The 19,001-nt window shown below is 58.1% G+C and carries 16 protein-coding genes; 10 read left to right on the forward strand and 6 right to left on the reverse strand.

What is annotated here, in order from left to right; genetic code table 11:
* Positions 1-45 precede the first annotated feature (45 nt).
* From tpiA to rpsO, 4 genes are all read right to left on the reverse strand, one after another.
* The gene (tpiA, locus tag Cth01_RS00735; protein WP_034359791.1) at positions 46-792 is read right to left on the reverse strand and encodes a triose-phosphate isomerase; all 747 of its coding nucleotides are present in this window, start codon (positions 790-792) and stop codon (positions 46-48) included.
* Positions 789-1,796, reverse strand: coding sequence for an NAD(P)H-quinone oxidoreductase (locus Cth01_RS00740; RefSeq protein WP_034349079.1), 1,008 nt, complete (start codon positions 1,794-1,796; stop codon positions 789-791). The genes tpiA and Cth01_RS00740 overlap by 4 nt, the downstream gene beginning before the upstream one ends.
* Before the next feature lie 131 nt (positions 1,797-1,927).
* On the reverse strand, positions 1,928-4,171 hold the full coding sequence (pnp, locus tag Cth01_RS00745; RefSeq protein WP_003064373.1) for a polyribonucleotide nucleotidyltransferase: 2,244 nt from the start codon (positions 4,169-4,171) through the stop codon (positions 1,928-1,930).
* A 204-nt stretch (positions 4,172-4,375) separates the two neighbouring features.
* Positions 4,376-4,642, reverse strand: coding sequence for a 30S ribosomal protein S15 (rpsO, locus tag Cth01_RS00750; RefSeq protein WP_003057844.1), 267 nt, complete (start codon positions 4,640-4,642; stop codon positions 4,376-4,378).
* Between the two features lie 597 nt (positions 4,643-5,239).
* Here rpsO and Cth01_RS00755 point away from each other — a divergent pair.
* The 9 genes from Cth01_RS00755 to Cth01_RS00795 are packed head-to-tail and all read left to right on the forward strand — an operon-like array spanning position 5,240 to position 15,974.
* On the forward strand, positions 5,240-5,824 hold the full coding sequence (locus Cth01_RS00755) for a GspH/FimT family pseudopilin (protein WP_045838312.1): 585 nt from the start codon (positions 5,240-5,242) through the stop codon (positions 5,822-5,824).
* Positions 5,825-5,881: 57 nt separating this feature from the next.
* Complete coding sequence (locus tag Cth01_RS00760; protein ID WP_174446995.1) at positions 5,882-6,466, forward strand: GspH/FimT family pseudopilin; 585 nt, start codon at positions 5,882-5,884, stop codon at positions 6,464-6,466.
* On the forward strand, positions 6,454-7,158 hold the full coding sequence (gene pilV, locus Cth01_RS00765) for a type IV pilus modification protein PilV (RefSeq protein ID WP_045838313.1): 705 nt from the start codon (positions 6,454-6,456) through the stop codon (positions 7,156-7,158). Before Cth01_RS00760 ends, pilV begins: the two co-directional genes overlap by 13 nt.
* 9 nt (positions 7,159-7,167) lie before the next feature.
* A complete protein-coding gene (locus tag Cth01_RS00770; RefSeq protein ID WP_012837307.1) occupies positions 7,168-8,028 on the forward strand; it encodes a PilW family protein in 861 nt (286 codons plus the stop codon).
* Positions 8,029-8,033: 5 nt separating this feature from the next.
* The gene (locus Cth01_RS00775; RefSeq protein WP_045838314.1) at positions 8,034-8,861 is read left to right on the forward strand and encodes a pilus assembly PilX family protein; all 828 of its coding nucleotides are present in this window, start codon (positions 8,034-8,036) and stop codon (positions 8,859-8,861) included.
* A gap of 38 nt (positions 8,862-8,899) precedes the next feature.
* On the forward strand, positions 8,900-12,595 hold the full coding sequence (locus Cth01_RS00780) for a pilus assembly protein (protein ID WP_045838315.1): 3,696 nt from the start codon (positions 8,900-8,902) through the stop codon (positions 12,593-12,595).
* A gap of 30 nt (positions 12,596-12,625) precedes the next feature.
* Positions 12,626-13,066: a type IV pilin protein gene (locus tag Cth01_RS00785; protein ID WP_003064356.1), complete on the forward strand. Its 441-nt coding sequence runs from the start codon at positions 12,626-12,628 to the stop codon at positions 13,064-13,066.
* A gap of 30 nt (positions 13,067-13,096) precedes the next feature.
* Complete coding sequence (gene ribD / locus Cth01_RS00790; protein WP_045838316.1) at positions 13,097-14,206, forward strand: bifunctional diaminohydroxyphosphoribosylaminopyrimidine deaminase/5-amino-6-(5-phosphoribosylamino)uracil reductase RibD; 1,110 nt, start codon at positions 13,097-13,099, stop codon at positions 14,204-14,206.
* Positions 14,207-14,258: 52 nt separating this feature from the next.
* Complete coding sequence (locus Cth01_RS00795; RefSeq protein WP_052703245.1) at positions 14,259-15,974, forward strand: phospholipase D-like domain-containing protein; 1,716 nt, start codon at positions 14,259-14,261, stop codon at positions 15,972-15,974.
* On the opposite strand, the gene Cth01_RS00800 is transcribed toward Cth01_RS00795, so the two are convergent.
* Positions 15,928-16,971: a tRNA dihydrouridine synthase gene (locus Cth01_RS00800; protein WP_045838317.1), complete on the reverse strand. Its 1,044-nt coding sequence runs from the start codon at positions 16,969-16,971 to the stop codon at positions 15,928-15,930. The genes Cth01_RS00795 and Cth01_RS00800 overlap by 47 nt on opposite strands.
* Positions 16,972-17,143: 172 nt before the next feature.
* On the opposite strand from Cth01_RS00800, the gene Cth01_RS00805 reads away from it, so the two are divergent.
* Positions 17,144-17,755 (forward strand): hypothetical protein, encoded by a 612-nt coding sequence (locus Cth01_RS00805; RefSeq protein ID WP_052703247.1) that lies wholly within the window; start codon positions 17,144-17,146, stop codon positions 17,753-17,755.
* A gap of 11 nt (positions 17,756-17,766) precedes the next feature.
* On the opposite strand, the gene Cth01_RS00810 is transcribed toward Cth01_RS00805, so the two are convergent.
* Positions 17,767-18,981 carry a methyltransferase gene (locus Cth01_RS00810; protein ID WP_045838318.1) on the reverse strand — a complete coding sequence of 405 codons (1,215 nt, stop codon included), beginning with the start codon at positions 18,979-18,981 and terminating at the stop codon, positions 17,767-17,769.
* Positions 18,982-19,001 lie beyond the last annotated feature (20 nt).

The following is a 19,001-nucleotide window of genomic DNA, read 5'->3' on the forward strand; positions in this document are numbered from 1 at the left end:
AAGTCTGAATCATTGCGCACCACACCGGAGTGCGGCGCAGACGAATTATTGCGCTGCCGCAATAATGGTGAGGAAATCCGGGGCCTTGAGAGCAGCGCCACCGATCAGGCCACCGTCAATATCGGCCTGAGCCAGCAGCTGTGCCGCATTGCCTGCATTCATGCTGCCGCCATAAAGCAGAGGCACGCGATCAGCCTTGTCGCTGGCCGCCGCCAGCTGCGCCCGCAGCACGGCATGCACCTGCTGAGCCTGCTCGGGAGTGGCAGTCTTGCCGGTGCCTATGGCCCAGACAGGCTCATAGGCCACAACCAGCTCGCTCACGCAGTGGCCGACCTGATGAATCACGGCTGCCAGCTGACGCTTGACCACCGCCTCGGTCTGACCGGCCTCACGCTCCGCCAGGGTCTCGCCCACGCAGACGATGGGCGTAATGCCCTTGGCCAGCGCGGCCTGGGCCTTGGCAGCGACCACCGCATCGGTCTCGCCATGATATTGACGACGCTCGGAGTGACCGACCAGCGCATAGCGCACGCCGAACTCCTTGAGCATGACAGCAGAAGTTTCGCCCGTGAATGCGCCCTGCTCGTGCTGGGACACATCCTGTGCGCCCACACCAATGGATGTCCCCGCAAGTTCCGCCTGGACTTGAGCCAGATAGGGCGCAGGAGCAGCCACGGCCACGCCCGCCTTGTTGCCAGCAGGCAAACCCTGCTTGATGGCCTGCAACAAAGCAGCATTGGCAGCCAAGCTGCCGTTCATCTTCCAGTTGCCAACAATGAGTTTTTGCTTCATGTTTCCCAAGTCAAAACGATTTTTCCGGTGTGCTGGCTGGATTCCATCAGCGCATGAGCCTGCGCCGCATCAGCAGCATCGAATTCACGATAGATGGCTGGGCGCACCTTGCCGGACTCCAGCAGGGGCCAGACATTGCGCTTGAGCGCCTCGGCGATCGCCGCCTTGAAGGCCACGGAGCGCGGGCGCAACGTGGAGCCGGTCACGGTCAGTCTCTTGCGCAGCACCAGGCCGGCATCAAACTCGGCCTTGACGCCGCCCTGCACCGCGATGATGACCAGGCGACCATCGGGAGCCAGGCATTGGACTTCGCGCGCCACATAGCTGCCGGCGACCATGTCGAGAATGACGTTGACGCCCTCGCCCGCCGTGATGCGCTGCACTTCTGCCGCAAAGTCCTGGGTCTTGTAGTTGATGGCGTGGTCGGCACCGAGCTTAAGACAGTCATCGCACTTGGCATCACTGCCCGCCGTGACAATGACCGTCGCGCCCCAGGCCTTGGCCAGCTGAATCGCCGTCACGCCAATGCCGCTGCTGCCGCCCTGCACCAGCAAGGTTTCACCGGGCTGCAGAGCCCCCCGGTCAAACACATTGCTCCAGACCGTGAAAAAGGTCTCGGGCAAGGCAGCCGCCTGCACGTCGCTGAAGCCCGCCGGCACCGGCAGGCACTGGTCCACGGGCGCAGCGCAGAAACTCGCATAGCCGCCACCGGCCACCAGCGCGCAGACGCGGTCGCCGAGCTTGAAGCCCGCCTTGGCCATGGCCGCCTCATCGCCCGCCACGATCACACCCGCCACCTCCAGCCCCGGAAGATCGGAGGCCCCGGCAGGCGGCGCGTAATGACCTTTGCGCTGCAGCACATCGGGGCGATTGATGCCGCTCGCGGCAACGCGAATCAGCACCTCCCCCTCAGCCGCCACCGGCATGGGACGTACACCCATGCGCAGCACGTCTGGCGCACCATAGCTGGTGATTTCCACCGCTCGCATTGTGTTGGCTTCCATAGTCAGGCTTTGCTCTATCAAAGAAATCAAGCTCAAACGCTTATACAGAAAGCGCCTGCAGCTACAAAATCAGGATCAGCCAGCAAACGACAAAACAGGAGACCGCCTCGCGGCGGACTCCTGCTCAGCCATTACTGCTGCTGTTGCTGCTGCTCGTCAGCGGCTGCGCGGTTTTCACGTGGCTCGCGATTCTCGCGGGGTTCGCGATTCTGGCGAGGAGCACGTTCGCGGTACTCGCGATCGCCACGGGGTTCGCGCGGCTCACGCTCGGGCATGCCGGCAGGACGCTCGGTCAGCGCCTTCATGGACAGCTTGACACGACCCTTGTCGTCGGTTTCCAGAACCTTGACCTTGACCACTTGACCCTCTTGCAGGTAGTCAGTGACCTTTTCCACGCGCTCGTGAGCAATCTGGCTGATGTGCAGCAGGCCGTCCTTGCCGGGCAGCAGGTTGACCAGGGCACCGAATTCCAGGATCTTGACGATGGGGCCTTCGTAGATCTTGCCGATCTCGACTTCGGCCGTGATCTGCTCGATGCGCAGCTTGGCGGCTTCGGCCTTGGCGCCATCGGTGGCGGCAATGGTGATGGTGCCGTCTTCTTCGATGTTGATCTGGGTGCCGGTTTCTTCGGTCAGCGCACGGATGGTGGCGCCGCCCTTGCCGATCACGTCACGGATCTTCTCGGGGTTGATCTTCATGGTGTAGAGCTTGGGCGCGAAGCTGGAGACTTCGGTCTTGGCTTCACCCATGGCTTCCTGCATCTTGCCAAGGATGTGCATGCGCGCTTCCTTGGCCTGAGCCAGGGCGACCTGCATGATTTCCTTGGTGATGCCCTGAATCTTGATGTCCATCTGCAGGGCGGTGATGCCGTTGGTGGTACCGGCCACCTTGAAGTCCATGTCACCCAGGTGATCTTCGTCACCCAGGATGTCGGTCAGCACGGCAAACTTGTTGTCTTCCTTGATCAGACCCATGGCGATACCGGCCACATGCGCCTTCATGGGCACGCCGGCGTCCATCATGGACAGGCAGCCGCCGCAGACCGAAGCCATGGACGAGGAACCGTTGGACTCGGTGATTTCCGACACCACGCGGATGGTATAGGGGAACTCTTCCTTGGTCGGCAGGCAAGCCGCCAGAGCGCGCTTGGCCAGACGGCCGTGGCCGATTTCACGGCGCTTGGTCGAGCCCATGCGGCCCACTTCACCGGTGGCAAAGGGAGGCATGTTGTAGTGGAACAGGAAGCGGTCTTCGAACTCGCCAGCCAGCGCATCGATCTTCTGAGCATCGCGCTCGGTACCCAGCGTGGAGATCACCAGGGCCTGAGTCTCACCACGCGTGAACAGCGCGGAGCCGTGAGTGCGGGGCAGCACGGAGGAACGGATCTCGATGGGGCGCACGGTACGGGTGTCGCGGCCGTCGATGCGGGGCTCGCCCGCCAGGATCTGCGAACGCACGATGCCGGCTTCGATGTCGAACAGCATGCCTTCGACCTTGACGCCGTCGAACGCCACGCCTTGCTCGGTCAAGGCGGCCTTGACATCAGCGTATGCAGTGCGGCAAGCCAGGGTACGCACCTGCTTGTTGCGCTCCTGGTAAGCGGCGCGCAGCTTGGCTTCGCCCAGCTCGGCCACCTTGGCGATCAGCGCTTCGTCCTTGGCGGGAGCAGTCCAGTCCCATGCGGGCTTGCCGCCTTCACGCACCAGATCATGGATGGCGTCGATGGCGATCTTGCCTTGCTCGTGACCGAACACCACGGCGCCCAGCATCACTTCTTCAGGCAGTTGCAGGGCTTCGGATTCCACCATCAGCACGGCGGATTCGGTGCCGGCAACGACCAGATCCATCTGAGAATCCTTGCGCTGGGTCTGACCGGGGTTCAGCACATATTCGCCGTTGATGTAACCCACGCGAGCAGCACCGATGGGGCCGCTGAAGGGAATGCCGGACACAGCCAGGGCCGCCGAAGTGGCGATCATGGCAGCGATGTCGGCGTCGACTTCGGGATTCAGCGAAATGGTGTGGATGACCACATGCACGTCGTTGTAGAAGCCTTCGGGGAACAGGGGACGGATGGGGCGATCGATCAGACGCGAGGTCAGAGTCTCCAGCTCGGAAGGCTTGGCTTCGCGCTTGAAGAAGCTGCCGGGGATCTTGCCGGCGGCATAAGTCTTCTCGATGTAATCAACGGTCAGGGGAAAGAAGTCCTGGCCGGCCTTGGCGATCTTGGAACCCACGACAGTGGCCAGCACCACGGTGTCGTCGATGTTGACCAGCACGGCGCCGGAGGCCTGACGCGCGATTTCGCCGGTTTCCATGGTGACCGTATGCTGGCCCCACTGGAAGGTCTTGGTAACTTTGTTGAACATGGTCATATGACTCCTTTATGAATAGCTGGATGCGCTTATCCAGTCTTGATTTGGAGTGCAAACAGAACACGATGCCATTCCAGTGCTGCGCTGAGCGCTATCAATAGTGCAGCATTGGAATGACACAGCTTCGCTCTGTTTTGCGAACTCCGAAGTAAAAAACGCCTGAGCTAGGCAATCTAACTCAGGCGTTTCGATCTTTCACCGTGCTTACTTGCGCAGGCCCAGCTTGGCGATCAGTGCTGTGTAGCGGTCAGCGTCCTTGGACTTCAGGTAGTCCAGCAGCTTGCGGCGACGGCTCACCATGCGCAGCAGACCGCGACGACCGTGGTGGTCCTTGGCGTTAGCCTTGAAGTGGGGAGTCAGTTCGTTGATGCGAGCTGTCAGCAGAGCCACTTGCACTTCGGGGCTACCAGTGTCGTTTTCGGAACGAGCATTGGCCTTGACAACTTCAGCCTTCTTATCGGCAGCGATCATTTTGTTTTCCTTAGGATTTGGCACTCGACGAGGAGCACCTTGGTTACTTGCGCCAAGGCTGGAAAGGCCTCAGCGTGCGTCTTGCACCATGCAAAACTTGGCGATTATATCAAGAGGCGATTTATCCCCTATGCAGTAGCACGACTAGGCACCAGACCAAGGCAGGCAAACCCGCTTGCCCGCTCCTAAGCGAGACTCGGACAATGCGCCCATCACCTCCAGCCGGGGATCTGCAATGACCAGCTTTTCTAGACGCTATTCGTTTGCCAGCCTCTGCACTGCGACCCTGATGGCCTTCGCTCTCGCAGATCAGTCAGCACTCGCAGCCAACGCAGGCCAGCGCAACCACAAAGCAGCCAAGAAGCAAAGCGGCAAGGTCAAGATCCAGAACACCCGGAGCAGTTCGGAAGAGACAACTGCCGAACGCGATAGACGACTCTATCGGGAATGCCAGGGAAGACCCAACTCCGGGGCATGCGCGGGGTATGCCTACCCGGCTTCCGGCCGCCGCCGCTGAAAGCGACCACCGATCTCCCCATCAAGACCACTCATCCAGTCATAAAGCATTCGGCATGCAACGAAACGTAATATGCCAGCATGCCCAATTTGCTCCTCATGCGTCGCCATTTTTCCAGAGGCTTCACAGCCATTGAACTCATGGTCACGGTTGCCATTCTGGCCGTTTTGGCCGGCATTGCCGCGCCCAGCTTCAATCCAATCATTGAACGCTGGCGAGTGCGCCAGGCATCCGAGGAATTGCAGTCCACGTTTTACTTTGCGCGCTCCGAAGCCATCAAGCGCGGCGGCAATGTGACTATTTTGCGCAGCGATGATGGCGGAGGCTGCACAGAAGTGGGCACAGACACCAGCCTCTGGAGCTGCGGCTGGATTGTGTTTGCCGACTTGGACAACGACGGCGCGCAGGATAGCGGCGAAGACACATTGCAGACTGCCCCCGCCCCCAACAAGGTAAGCGTGCAGTTCACCAATACCAGCGATGCCAAGCTGACCGACCCGATCAAGGTCGACCGCTGGGGAAGGTTCTCAAGCACGAATGCCGCCATCGATTTTGCATTTCGATTGACCCCAAAAAGTGGCAGCGCCGCCAGCGCATCCTCAATCTGCGTCAGCAGCAGCGGACGCATCAAGCGACTCGACTCTGCAACCGGCTCATGCAGTTAACCAAACGAACAGGATCATTGGGCAGCGGCACAGGCCCGCCCTCAACGAGGAATATGTATGTACCCCGGCTTAAACAACGCTCCGCACCTCGCAGCCCCCGGTTTCAGCAGTTACGGATTCACTTCCATTGAGCTGATAGTGACCGTTGCCATAGCCGCAGTCCTCAGCGCCATTGCAGTGCCCAGCTTCAATTTTATTTTTGAGCGCTGGCGCGTCATGGAGGCCGTGGAGATCATGAAATCCAGTCTGATGTTCGCCCGCTCAGAAGCTATCAAGCGCGGTGGCAACGTATATCTGGAAAAGCTTCCCCGAACCACTGTTGGCTGCGTCACCGACGGGACCAACCAGGACTGGGATTGCGGCTGGGTCGTCTTCGTGGACAGCAATGGCAACAGGCGCTGGAACAGCGGAGAGGAAATCCAGCGCTATGAACCACCAACCAAAGTAACCGTCACCAGAACCAAATCAGGCGCCACCATCCGTGTCGACCGCTGGGGAATGATGGATGGCGCCAATTTGATCGGCTTCACGATAGCACCTCAGCCTGCCGGAATAGCCTCTGCCGCCACCAAGGGCATTTGCATGTCTTCGGGCGGACGAATTCGAGTCATTGAACAAAAAGACGTGCCATGCACCAACTGAATCACACTCGCCAACCCGGTAAACAGCGAGGCATCACTTTGCTGGAATCGTTGATTGCCATTGTCGTTGCCGCACTGGGCATCCTCGGCATCCTCGGCGTACAAATGCGCACGCTGACCGACACCCAGACCAGCATGCGCCGCGCTCAAGCCATCCGTTTGATTGAAGACCTCAGCGAGCGCATGAAGGTAAATCCCAATGCACTGAGCGGCATCAACACCTACGTCACGGGCTGGACCGCAACACCGCCAACCACTGCGGCGACCAAAAAATGCGTTGGCAGCACTACCTGCACCCAGGCCGAATTGGCCGAGTACGATCTCAAGGAATGGAAACGCCTGGTGGAGCGCTCTCTCCCGCTTGGCAATGCCGCCACCTTCCTGGCCCTTGCCGACGGCGATTCCAGCAGCATCACCAACCGCCGGCAACTGGGCGTGCTCATACGCTGGCGGGAAAACGAGCGCGAAGACTTTGCAAGCGATGCCACCGGCACTGCTGCCAAAAAAGCCTACAAGGACGCCATCAACACCGGAGCCAGCATCAAGAGCGACGGCAGCATCAGCACCAAAGATCCCACCTCCTGCCCCGCCAACTTCACTTGCCATCTTCAATACATACCAGTCAGTGCACGCTGCGCACCTGACTTTCGTGCAGGCAATAGTGCACCTTTGTTTTTCTGCCCCGGAACCTGACGCATCCCTATGAAAGCCTCCAGCATCGCGAGAAGCCAGCCTCAGCGCGGCGTGACTCTGATTGAACTACTCGTCGGCATCGTCATCGGACTTCTGACGGTAGCCGTTGCCATGGGTGCGCTGATGGTCTCAAGAGGCGTTACCGGCACGGTCAGCGATAGCAGCATGCTGCAGCAACAAGCCGCATACGCTTTTCGCGTCATCGGGCAACAGATCCGCCAGGCTGGCTCCTTGAGACTGAATCTGGCCTCACAGAAGTCAGAAGGAGCCGATATCGATATGTCGGATCCGGTAGCCTTTGAGACCAAAGCCACAGATTTCGATCCCGCGGTCAATACCATCAGCGGTATGGACAGCCCCGGCACCAATGAATACAAGCTCACCTTGGGTTATCGCAACTATAAAGAGCCGGTATATACATCTACAAATGCGGCATCCATGCTGCGCGATTGCCTCGGTCAATCACCCAATGACAATTTGATTCAAAGCCGGTTCTCGCTCAATTCCACAAATAATGAATTGCGCTGCGTGGGCGCATCAGGAAACCCGCAGCCCATCATTCAGAATGTCGCTAATTTTCAAGTGCGATATTTGCTGCAGACATCAGCATCCAGTGGATCCCCGCAGATCAGCTATGTCGATGCAGCTACTGTGGCAAGCGCCTGGCCGCAGGTTGTCGGCGTGGAAATATGTCTGGTGCTTTATGGCAATGAAGCCATTGATATGCCGGACAACACCACCTACCTGGACTGCGACAACACTACATCCGTCACCATGAATACATTGGCTGCCCCACGTACGCGGCGAGCGCACATGGTTTTCCGCAACATTTACCAGCTGCGCAGCCAGGGACTGACTACCGTCAGCTGAATATCATGAATACATTCAAAATTCCCCGGCAAAGAAAACAACGAGGTATATCACTATTCGTTGTAATCATCTTTGTCATGCTCTCCATGCTGCTGGCCCTGTGGGCATCCCGCACATCGCTTTTCAATGAGTTGATCGTCGGCAATGATGCCGATTACCAGCGAGCCTTCGAGGCAGCCCAGGCCATCTTGCAAGATGCCGAACTCGATATTCGCGGAGAAAACTCTGATGGCAGCTTTTGCACACCCAATGACAGCGACGGAAACATATGCCGACGCACGACTGCAGAGAAAATCCCGCTAGAAGCACAGGAGGTGGGCACTCTTCTGGCGGACCTGGCAGACCCCACCAAGATTGCCAGCACAGCGCCGAAATGCAAAAACGGCATTTGCATCAAGCGCGCTGATCGCCCTGACATCAAAGACAAACAGGACTTCTGGAACAACACAGATTCGACCAAGGGCATTACGCTGACACAAATGACCGGTGTTCATACAGGCACCACTACGCCCGTCGGCGCGCGCTATGGTCAATTCACAGGCGCAGCAATCGGAGATGATGATAGTCCGGCAAGCGCCATATTGCGAAACAGAAGTGCTGCCAAGCAAGGGGCCTGGTACTGGATCGAAATTCTCCCCTATGACGATAGCAGCAAGAATTCCGGTGTTCTTGTCAACAACACTGGAACAGATGCAATAAACCCACAAAGCATTTTGGCACTAAACCTGACACCTAATATCGTCTATCGAATTACAGCTCTGGCGTATGGACGCAATCCCAACACAATGGTTGTGCTTCAGCAGACGTATGCAAGACAAAAACTCAAAGACTAGATACCCATGTTCTCTACTTATCAGATCAGGTGATCGCCATGCAAAAAAAAATGCCCGCTCACTTCAAAAGAAAGTCACTTGCCATAGCAGCAGGCGCAGTTCTAATACCCTCGATCGCAACATCCATCGAGTTGCTTCAGGCCCCTCCGGGCACAGTGCAGCCCTATGTCACACCTAATGTGATTATCTCCGTCGACGATTCTGGAAGCATGGATTACTGCTCAAATGCAGAAAGCTCATCCAAATGCGTAATTACAGGCTATGACAGAAGAGGCAACGCAATTTGGGGTGGCGCCACCAATGAATCTCAGCCGAATGCAGATGGAACCTGGCCCGTAACAAGCCGCCGCATTAATGTTCTTAAATATGCATTAATTGGAGCACAAAAGAGCGATGGAACTTGGGAAGGCGGCGTTTTCCGAGATAGAAATTTACTTCCAGATAGAAAAATTCGTCTATCTTGGCAAGCCATGTGGAATAACGGAGGTGCAGCTGACGCAAAGAATGTCGACTCCGATAAAATGAATCAAAACTCCATGCGTTTCTTAGGAGAAACGCATAGAAATAACTTCATTAGCTTCATCAATGGATTAGATGCAAATAATGGCACACCTTCCCATTTAATGTTCAAACAAGCCGACGCCTACATGCGTCGCGACTTATCAATCAATAGTCCCTGGGCATCAGACCCGGGGAGTCAAGCTACACCTTACCTCGGTTGTCGTCGAAACTACCATATCATGATGACGGATGGCCGCTGGAACAATACATCATATGACATCGGCGACACAAATCGTCGAGATAATGCAACCAACATAACCCTACCAGATGAGACCATTTATGGTGGAACACAAGCCCAACAAAAACAGACATCTTTATATAGAGACTCCCACACAGAAACCCTAGCTGATTGGGCTTTCTACAGCTGGGGAACGCCATTACAAACAGCAAAAGACGAGACAAATGGAGTTAAAGGATTAAAAGGATCCATACAACCCTCTCCAGAATATGACAATGCCCCTCAACAAGAAAATTTCGGAAAAGACTCAAAAGGCAACGATGCAATTTTAGAGAGATACTGGAACCCAAAGTTCAACCCTGCCAACTGGCCCCATATGGTCACCTACACCATTGGATTCAGCAATATGGCTGTAACTTGGCCTGGCGCATCTGACATTATTGCACCGACTAATAAAGTTCCATTTGGATACAACGGAAGCTTTCTTGATTTCGTTACAGGAAACAAATCCTGGCCTGCGATGGACAATGAAAACAAGAGATCTCTTGATCTTTGGCATGCTGCCTTAAATGGTCGTGGTCGCTTTTATGCTGTTGAGAAAGGTGAAGATCTAGAAAAAGCATTCCGTGAAATTTTTGGGCAAATCAACACCCAAACTGATCCAGATATGACATCCACTGCTACAAGTGGATCCAATAATACGCGCTATGACGTTGGAAAGTTCACAGGAAATTATGAACCCAAAAATGGCTGGAAAGGCTTCATCAAGGCTGAAACTGTCAGAACAGATGGATCGATAATATCCACTCCTGGATGGGGTGGTCAGAATACGGCAGAAAAGCTTGACGCCTTAAATGCAACAGGTGCCACAAAAAATACAACCAGCAGAACCATCCTCAGCTGGAGTGACAAATGGGGGAGCGAGGACAAGTATCAGGGTGGCGTTCCATTCCTGTGGGCAAATGATGAATCCACACTAAGCACAGCCCAAAAGCTATGGTTACAGAAGAAGCCTGATGGATCTGGAACCGACGAAGGTGCAGCAGCTGGGCAAAACCGCCTGAACTTTATACGAGGCATACGAACCCTTGAAGGCTCTGAAAGCACCGGCTACACAGCAGCCAAGCCGTTTCGTGAGCGCAAGAGTATCCAAGGAGACATCATCAACTCCATTATCTGGTTTACTGGAGCTCCTTCGAGCAACTACGCTTTAAAGGGCTATGCAGACTTCACCCGATCCAAGGGTACAAGAACGCCGATGATTTATGCAGGTGGCAATGACGGAATGCTGCATGGATTCTCTGCTGCTGATGGCACAGAGAAAATTGCATACATTCCGCAGGGAATCATCCCTAGCTTAGGTCGCCTTACAGACCCCACATACAACCAAAAGCATCGCAATTTTGTTGACGGCTCCCCAATGACAGGGGATATCTATATCGGCTCAAACATCGACACAGACACCAACCCTGGCAACAACTGGAAAACAATTCTGGTTGGTTCACTGGGCGCTGGCGGAAAAGGTTATTTTGTTTTGGATGTCACCAACCCAGATAGCTTTTCCACGACAGCGGCTTCGAGCCTCGTCAAATTAGACCGAACTCGCAGTACTGATGCTGCGATGAATGCCGCAGCAGCACCCAACTGCGCATTGACTGGCATGAGTACTCCCGAAAAGACGGCCTGTGCCAAAGCCGTATCGGAGGATCGTGACATTGGTAACATCACAGCAACACCCGTCGCTGATGAGAACAACCCTATGCGCACCACACAGATCACGCGCATGAATAACAACCGCTGGGCAGTTGTTATGGGTAACGGCTACAACAGCAGCAACCAACGCCCCGTATTGCTGATTCAGTATCTGGACAACGATATGGAACTCAAGCGTATCCCTGTCGTAGGCGCCGTTGATGCGAGTACTGCAGACATTGGTACAGGTAGTGGCATTGCCAACGACAATGGCCTGGCTGCCCCCCGCTTGGTTGACCTCAATGGTGATGGATTGCCTGATATTGCATACGCTGGTGATAACTTGGGCAATATGTGGAAGTTTGATCTCACCAGTGCTGATGCAAGCAACTGGGGAGTCGCTTTCAGCGGAAGGCCATTATTCACTGCGCAAGGCCCCGCATCCTTGAACAGCACCAGAACTCTTGTCCAGTCCATTACGGCCCCACCAACTGTGCGTGCCAACGACCGGAAAATGACCATTGGAACAGGCAACGACAAGAAAACCATTGCTGTAGGCGGCATGATGGTTGCTTTTGGCACAGGCCGCAACGCTACCAAAGCTGACGAAAACAACCGGAATGTGCAAACCATTTACTCCGTCCTGGACAACACACGCTACAACTTGATTACCACAAACCTTGGCCCACGCGTACAAGTCAATAGTGGCAATACATCCTGCACAACCCCCAACGGAACCTGCATTCCAGTCCCCACGGCCTTGGGCACCGGCGTAACCGCAGCCAAGCTTGCTCAGCAAAGCATTACGGAACTGAGCAACGGTGACTTTGGCGCTGTTGGAGCAAGTAATGACGACAACAAGCTCACCACCAGCACCTGGGCCAACTACAACGGCTGGTATCTGGACTTGCCGGCCGTAGGAGAGCGTCAGCTCAAACCCATGGAGTTCTATGACGGCAGCAATATCCTGGCCATTTACTCTCAGGTTCCGGCCAAGGGCACCGATGTAGACCCCAATGTGGAAAGCTGTGAATCCACGACGGTCGATGGAGAGCGCCAGTACCGCACCTTTATCAACATCATGGATGGGCTTCGTCCGTCGGTTCAGATCGTTGATAAAAACAACGACGGTCTCTACAACTCGCTGGATCTGAATGTGTCTCGCGTCAAGGTAAGCAAAGGCTCCCACACGCTAATAGCCCAGAAAAACAAGATCGCAGATATCGACACCAAGAATGATAAAGAGATGCTGGCACGCATGCCCGAGCAGTCGCTGCGCCCCAGCTGGCGTCAGCTGCGTTGAGCGCTGCCTGCTTCATGAGGAAAAATGAAAATGCAAAAAAAACAGCAAAAAGGCTTCACCTTGATCGAATTGATGATCGTCGTGGCCGTCGTCGGTATCCTGAGTGCCATCGCCTACCCCAGCTATACCGAGTATGTGCGCCGCGGCCATAGAGCGGATGCACGCGCCGGCCTGCTGCAAGCCCAGCTCTGGATGGAGCGTGCAGCCACGGCAACCGGGGTCTATCCAACCAATGCAGACCTCACCAAGGTGCTACCCGCCAACCTGTCCTGGTCCACCGACGCCAGCAAGCGCTACCAGATCGAAATGAAAGCCAGCTCCACTGCCGCCTACACTTTGATCGCCAAACGCAAAAACCCGGGAGCGCAGGCAACTGACAAGTGCGGAGACTTCACCCTCAGCAACACAGGGGTCAAGAGTGCTGACAATCTAGCAAGCGGTACCACGGCCTCGGACTGCTGGACCAAGTAACGCAGAGCCCTCTGCATTACCATCCTGGGCATGACACCCTCTGCCCACTTCATGAACAAAGCGCTTGAGCAGGCTGCTCAGGCGCTTTTTCTTTCTTCACCCAACCCGCGTGTTGGCTGCGTGATCGTCGATGCCTCGGACCGCATCATCGGCCAGGGCTTTACCCAGCAGGCCGGTGGCCCGCACGCCGAGGTGATGGCTTTGCGCGATGCTGCAGCCAAAGGCAACGATGTGCGTGGAGCCACGGCCTATGTGACGCTGGAGCCCTGCTCGCACCATGGCCGTACCGGCCCCTGCTGCGACGCCTTGATCGCAGCCGGCATCGGCAAGGTGGTGGGAGCACTGACGGATCCCAATCCGCAAGTGGCCGGCCAGGGTTTCGAGCGGCTGCGCGCTGCGGGTGTTAATGTGGAGATCGGCCCCGGCGGAGCTGAATCACGCGAGCTCAATATCGGCTTTTTCAGCCGCATGATTCGCGGCACACCCTGGGTGCGCATGAAGGCTGCCAGCTCGCTGGACGGCGTCACGGCCTTGCACAACGGCCAAAGCCAGTGGATTACCTCGGCGGCCGCCCGGGCCGACGGACATGCCTGGCGTGCCCGTGCCTGCACAATTTTGACCGGCATAGGCACGGTGCTTGAAGACAATCCGCGCATGAATGTGCGTGATGTAGACACGCCACGCCAGCCACGCATTGCCGTGGTGGACAGCAAGCTGGACATCCCGCTGGATGCTCATGTTTTGAAAGCACCTAGCGGTTGCCTCATCTATACCTGCAGCACAAAGCAATCCAAAATTGAAGCACTGCAAGCGCTAGGCGCTACGGTTATTGCTATGCCCAATGCTGCAGGCAAGGTCGATCTGGCGGCCATGCTGCGGGATCTGGCCGCGCGCGGCACGAATGAACTGCATGTGGAAGCTGGCTTCAAGCTCAACGGCTCACTGATTCGCGAAGGCTTGGTCGATGAGCTTCTCTTCTATCAGGCCCCCAGGCTGCTGGGAATGGGTGCCATGGGTATTGCCAACTTCGGCCCGCTCGACACCCTGGACCAAGGTCTGCCACTGGTGTTCCATGATATCGCCCGCCTTGGACCGGACCTGCGCATTGTTGCCAGAGTCCAGGGCCGAGAGCAGTTCTAGCGCAGTCTGTGTCCGACATGTGAACCCGGTCATCATGGGTTACAAAGCAGCAATGACGGCTTCTATCTCAACATCGTCACGGCTGCAGCCATCAGGGCCGCAAAAGCATCTGGCGCTGCTTGCCGGCGTCATTGCCGCGATACTGCTCACAGGTTGCGCGGCGTCGCTGCCCAAGGATGTGGAGCGCCCCGTCAGCACCGCACTGAGCCAGCCCCAAAGCACCGAGCTGGGCCTGTTCATCTCTCAGGCTCGCCCGGCCAAGGCAAAGCCAGATGCCTCGGCTTTTGCCTTGCTCTCCGGCCCCAAGCATGCCCTCAGCAGCCGCATGGCGCTGGTGGAAAACGCACAGAAAACGCTGGATCTGCAGTACTACGCCATCCATGCAGACCAAAGTACCGGGCGACTGCTGCGCGCCGTCGTGCAGGCTGCCAGGCGCGGCGTGCGCATACGCGTGCTGCTGGACGACTTCCACAGCACGGGGCCGGACGCGCAGGTCATGCGCCTGGCTTTTGTGCCCAATGTGGAGATGCGCATGTTCAACCCGCTGGCCGGCTCGCGCGCCTCCACCATCGGCCGCGCCTGGACCTTGCTGACCGACTTTCAGCGCGCGCAGCAGCGCATGCACAACAAGCTGTTTGTAGCCGACAACACCCTGGCCGTGATTGGCGGGCGCAATCTGGGCGATGCCTACTTTGACGCCTCCAATGAAGGCAATTTTGTCGATCTCGATGTCTTGACCGGCGGCCCGGTCGTCAAGGATTTGTCGCGCAGCTTCGACCGCTACTGGAACAATGTGCGCGCCTACCCCGTGCAGTCGCTGATCAGCGAGCCTGACTTGCTCAAACTCAAAAAGCAGTTTGAACAGGAAGACGCCAGGAGCGAAGCCGAGCATGCCCGTAACACCACCGTCCCCAAGCCGGAACCCGAAGACAGCCCTTTGAATCTGAACCAGATCCCATGGATCTGGGCCCAGGCCATGGTGCTGGCCGACAGCCCGACCAAGATTCCCGCAGAAGGGGCGGAGCGGACTGCCGCCGATGAGTCATTCGAAGCAGCGGTGCTCAAGGCCGACGACGCCAACAGCCTCCCCCCCTTGGCCACACCAGCGCTGAATGCCGAGTCGGTGGTCGATGGTCTGCTGGCTCTGATTCGCTCTGCCAGGCGGGACTTGCTGGTCGTTTCGCCCTACTTTGTACCGGGGTCGGAGATCATGGATGCCTTTCGCACCGCACGCAGCAAAGGCGTACGCATCCGGGTACTGACCAACTCCCTGGCCTCCAACGATGCTCCACTGGCACATGCCGGCTATGCCCGCCACCGCAAGGCACTACTGGAGATGGGCATCGAATTGCACGAAATGCGCAGCGAAGCGGCCAATGTCAGCTCCGCCCTGCGCGCAGGCGGCACGGGCTCCAGCGGGGGCAGCTCCGGTGCTTCGCGGGCCATGCTGCACACCAAGCTGCTGGTCATAGACGGGCGGCTGGTCGCCGTGGGTTCCATGAATCTGGATATGCGCTCACGCCTGCAGAACACCGAGATCGCCGTGCTGATCGCCAGCCGCCGCTTCAGCCAGCTGGCCGGCGACAGCATCGATGAAAGCCTGCCCGAAAACAGCTGGCGGGTGGACCTGGATCCCAAGGGAAAGCTGGTCTGGCGTGCACCTCAGGACAGCGGGCTAGCGGACTCTTACTCGGAGCCCGATGCCAGCCTGGGGCTGCGCCTTATGCTGCTGCTGCTCGGGCCTCTGGCTCCGGACAGTCTGCTTTAGGCGTGGTTTGCGGCCAGGCCCATTCCTGCTGCAGATCACGCTGTGGCAGCGCATGTACCCAGTCGCTGATGGCGCGTTGATCGGTCTGGGTGCGCACTTCCTGATAAGCCAGCTCGGCCTCGGGAAAACGTCTGCGCATGAGGTTGAGCCACTGCTTGAGGCGACCCGCACGCTGGCGCGGCTCCAGATCCTCGCAGACCATATGCCAAAAACGCTGCACCTGGGGCACCAGCACCAGCCAGTCAATGCCAGCGACCGTGCTGACGCTGCCGTGCTCCACGGCGCGGCGCACGGCCAGGGCCAGACCCGGGTCGGCCACAATGCCACGCCCGAGCATCAGATCGTCGCAGCCCGAAACTTCGCGGCAGCGCAAGGCCTCTTCCACAGTCCAGATCTCCCCATTGGCCACCACATTCACGCCCACCGCCTCGCGGATGCGCGGAATCTCTTCCCAATAGGCCGGCGGACGATAGCCGTCCAGCTTGGTACGCGCATGGACGACGATCTCACAGGCACCGCCCTGCTCCATGGCCTGGGCGCATTCGGTCATCAGCGCCCGGTCGTTGAAACCCAGCCGCATCTTGGCCGACACCGGCATCTGCGCGGGCACGGCACGGCGCACGGCGTCCACCACGCGCACGATCTGCTCGGGATCCTGCAGCAGCGATGCACCGCCGCCATGGCGGTTGACCACCTTGGCCGGGCAGCCGAAATTCAGATCGATGCCCTCGGGGCCCAGGCGCGCCAGATTGGCCGCGTTCTCGGCCATGCTGACGGGGTCCGAGCCCAGCAGTTGCGCCCGCACCAGCACGCCGGCCAGCGTCCGGCTGCCGTTGCGCAGCTCGGGCATGGTACGCAGATAAACCTTGTCCGGCAGCAGCGAGCCGCTGATGCGAATGAATTCGGACACACAGCGATCCGCGCCGCCCACTCGGGTCAGCACATCGCGCAACACAAAATCCAGCAGCCCTTCCATGGGCGCAAGCAGCAGTCTCATTTCAGATTCAAATCAGATTGGCCTGCGGCGCTTATTCAGAAAACGCCAGCAGCTATTAATTCAGAAGCAATTGGCAAGCTTGGGCAGTAATGACTGGCCGATCCACTGCGAATTGGCGCAGATTCACACCAGTGTCATCGTCAGCCCATGCAATAGCGCATCCGCACTTGTAATGCGCCAGACAGAAGCAGCCATGATTTTGCAGAAAACCGCCAAGGCACAGGAGGAACTTCAGCCCGGATCGCGCCAGTTGCCGCAGCGCGCGCGCTCCCTGCTGTTGCTGGCCGGCGGTAAGAGCATGGAAGAACTTGCCGCCATGTTGGGCAGCGATCATGCCGCACTGGCCCAGCAATTGGTGGAGCAGGGATATCTTCAACTGGTGCCAACCAGCGGCTCCAAAGCGCGCAGTCTGGCCACTCATCCAGCGATCCCTCTCGCCAAAGTTGGAGACAGCCCGGCCACACCTGCCCTGGCGCCAGCCGAAGAAGCCACTGATTCGACACCAGCCATCAATATGGCGGGCACGCGCATGTATTTATTCGATATGGGCGAGCGCCTGTTTGCCAACCGCCATGAGGCCCTGGCCCAGACCTTGCGCACCCAACTGCGCGAGGCCAGAGACCTGCACAGCTTGCGCAGCGCAGGCATCAGCCTGTTGGCGGCGGTACAGGAATATGCAGGCGAAGAGCGCGCACATTCGCTGCGCGAGAGGCTGGCGGCCCTGCTAGCGCATGGGGAAGCAGCCGATCCAACCTGCCAGGAACTGCAAGGCGCAGCGGCCTAGCAGCCTGACTGTCAGCCCGCCTTGGCCAGACGCCAGAGCGAGGTCACTTCGGCAGAGCGCGCAATGTGCAGAGGGTCCTCTCGGTCCTGTACCTTGCCATGATGCGGGCGAACATCTTCACGCCCCAGCACCTTGAGTCCGGCGGCTTCAATCCAGCCCAGCAGCTCGTCACGCGTGCGCAGCTTCAGATGCTCGGCCAGGTCGGAGATGATGAGCCAGCCTTCGCCACCTGGCAGCAGGTGTGCCGCCAGCCCTTGCAGAAAGCCGCGCAGCATGCGGCTGTCTTCGTCATAAATCGCCTGATCGAGCACCGATGCTGCCTTTCCCGGCAGCCAGGGCGGGTTGCAGACGATCAGACCGGCCTGCCCTTGCGCAAACAGATCGGCATGCTGCAGCTCCACCCGGGAAGCATGACCCAGGCGCTGCAGATTCTCGCAGGCGCAGGCCAGCGCACGCTCGCTGGTATCGGTGGCGACCACCGACTTCACGCCGCGCTTGAGAAGCAATGCCGAGAGCACGCCCGTGCCGACACCAATATCCCAGGCCTGCTCCAGACCGGCTGCGGGAATGCTCGCACGCGCCACCAGATCGAGATACTCGCCGCGCACGGGTGAGAAAACACCGTAGTGCGCATGAATGCGGGCGCCATCCAGGGCAGGAATCTCCACCCCCTTCTTGCGCCACTCATGGGCGCCGACCACCCCCAGCAGATCGCGCAGCGGCACCAGCACGGACTGCGCATCCACTTCGGCCGGAACTGTGCCCCAAGCTTCAGAGCAGGCCTGGCTCCAGTCAGGAGCCCGGCGCAAGGCGCAATGCCATTGAACATTCAGCTCGATCAGAATGCTGGCCAGCATGCGTGCACGCTGGGCCTGGGACTGGCGGTACAGATGAAAAGCGTGGGGAAAACCTGCAGCAGCAGGGCTCTTTGCCGGGCTCTTGCGTCGCGACTTCTTGTCCAGCCGGCGGCCCAGTGCCAGCAACAACTGACGCGCATTCTGAAAATCACCGCGCCACAGCAGCGACGCACCTTCACTGATATGGCGAAACGCCGTATCAGCGGGCATGGTGTCATCGGCAACTTCGATGCGGCGGGGCTTGGGCAAGCTGCTTTCGCTGCGCCACAAAGCCGTATGGGCCTGGGCTTGCTCCTGCCATTGCAGCAGGTCGAAAGCAGATGCGGGAGCGCAGACTGAGGCCGCGAGCTTGCTGTTGGGAGACGTCACGGCCTGTCTTTCAGTGAGTG

The organism is Comamonas thiooxydans, from assembly GCF_000964545.1.
GTDB lineage: Bacteria > Pseudomonadota > Gammaproteobacteria > Burkholderiales > Burkholderiaceae_C > Comamonas > Comamonas thiooxydans.

What these genes read in the sequence shown, in the direction of transcription:
- tpiA (WP_034359791.1), bottom strand. Translation starts at nt 792, where the DNA reads ATGAAGCAAAAACTCATTGTTGGCAACTGGAAGATGAACGGCAGCTTG.
- Cth01_RS00740 (WP_034349079.1), bottom strand. Translation starts at nt 1,796, where the DNA reads ATGGAAGCCAACACAATGCGAGCGGTGGAAATCACCAGCTATGGTGCG.
- pnp (WP_003064373.1), bottom strand. Translation starts at nt 4,171, where the DNA reads ATGACCATGTTCAACAAAGTTACCAAGACCTTCCAGTGGGGCCAGCAT.
- rpsO (WP_003057844.1), bottom strand. Translation starts at nt 4,642, where the DNA reads ATGATCGCTGCCGATAAGAAGGCTGAAGTTGTCAAGGCCAATGCTCGT.
- Cth01_RS00755 (WP_045838312.1), top strand. Translation starts at nt 5,240, where the DNA reads ATGCCCAATTTGCTCCTCATGCGTCGCCATTTTTCCAGAGGCTTCACA.
- Cth01_RS00760 (WP_174446995.1), top strand. Translation starts at nt 5,882, where the DNA reads ATGTACCCCGGCTTAAACAACGCTCCGCACCTCGCAGCCCCCGGTTTC.
- pilV (WP_045838313.1), top strand. Translation starts at nt 6,454, where the DNA reads ATGCACCAACTGAATCACACTCGCCAACCCGGTAAACAGCGAGGCATC.
- Cth01_RS00770 (WP_012837307.1), top strand. Translation starts at nt 7,168, where the DNA reads ATGAAAGCCTCCAGCATCGCGAGAAGCCAGCCTCAGCGCGGCGTGACT.
- Cth01_RS00775 (WP_045838314.1), top strand. Translation starts at nt 8,034, where the DNA reads ATGAATACATTCAAAATTCCCCGGCAAAGAAAACAACGAGGTATATCA.
- Cth01_RS00780 (WP_045838315.1), top strand. Translation starts at nt 8,900, where the DNA reads ATGCAAAAAAAAATGCCCGCTCACTTCAAAAGAAAGTCACTTGCCATA.
- Cth01_RS00785 (WP_003064356.1), top strand. Translation starts at nt 12,626, where the DNA reads ATGCAAAAAAAACAGCAAAAAGGCTTCACCTTGATCGAATTGATGATC.
- ribD (WP_045838316.1), top strand. Translation starts at nt 13,097, where the DNA reads ATGACACCCTCTGCCCACTTCATGAACAAAGCGCTTGAGCAGGCTGCT.
- Cth01_RS00795 (WP_052703245.1), top strand. Translation starts at nt 14,259, where the DNA reads ATGACGGCTTCTATCTCAACATCGTCACGGCTGCAGCCATCAGGGCCG.
- Cth01_RS00800 (WP_045838317.1), bottom strand. Translation starts at nt 16,971, where the DNA reads ATGAGACTGCTGCTTGCGCCCATGGAAGGGCTGCTGGATTTTGTGTTG.
- Cth01_RS00805 (WP_052703247.1), top strand. Translation starts at nt 17,144, where the DNA reads ATGCGCCAGACAGAAGCAGCCATGATTTTGCAGAAAACCGCCAAGGCA.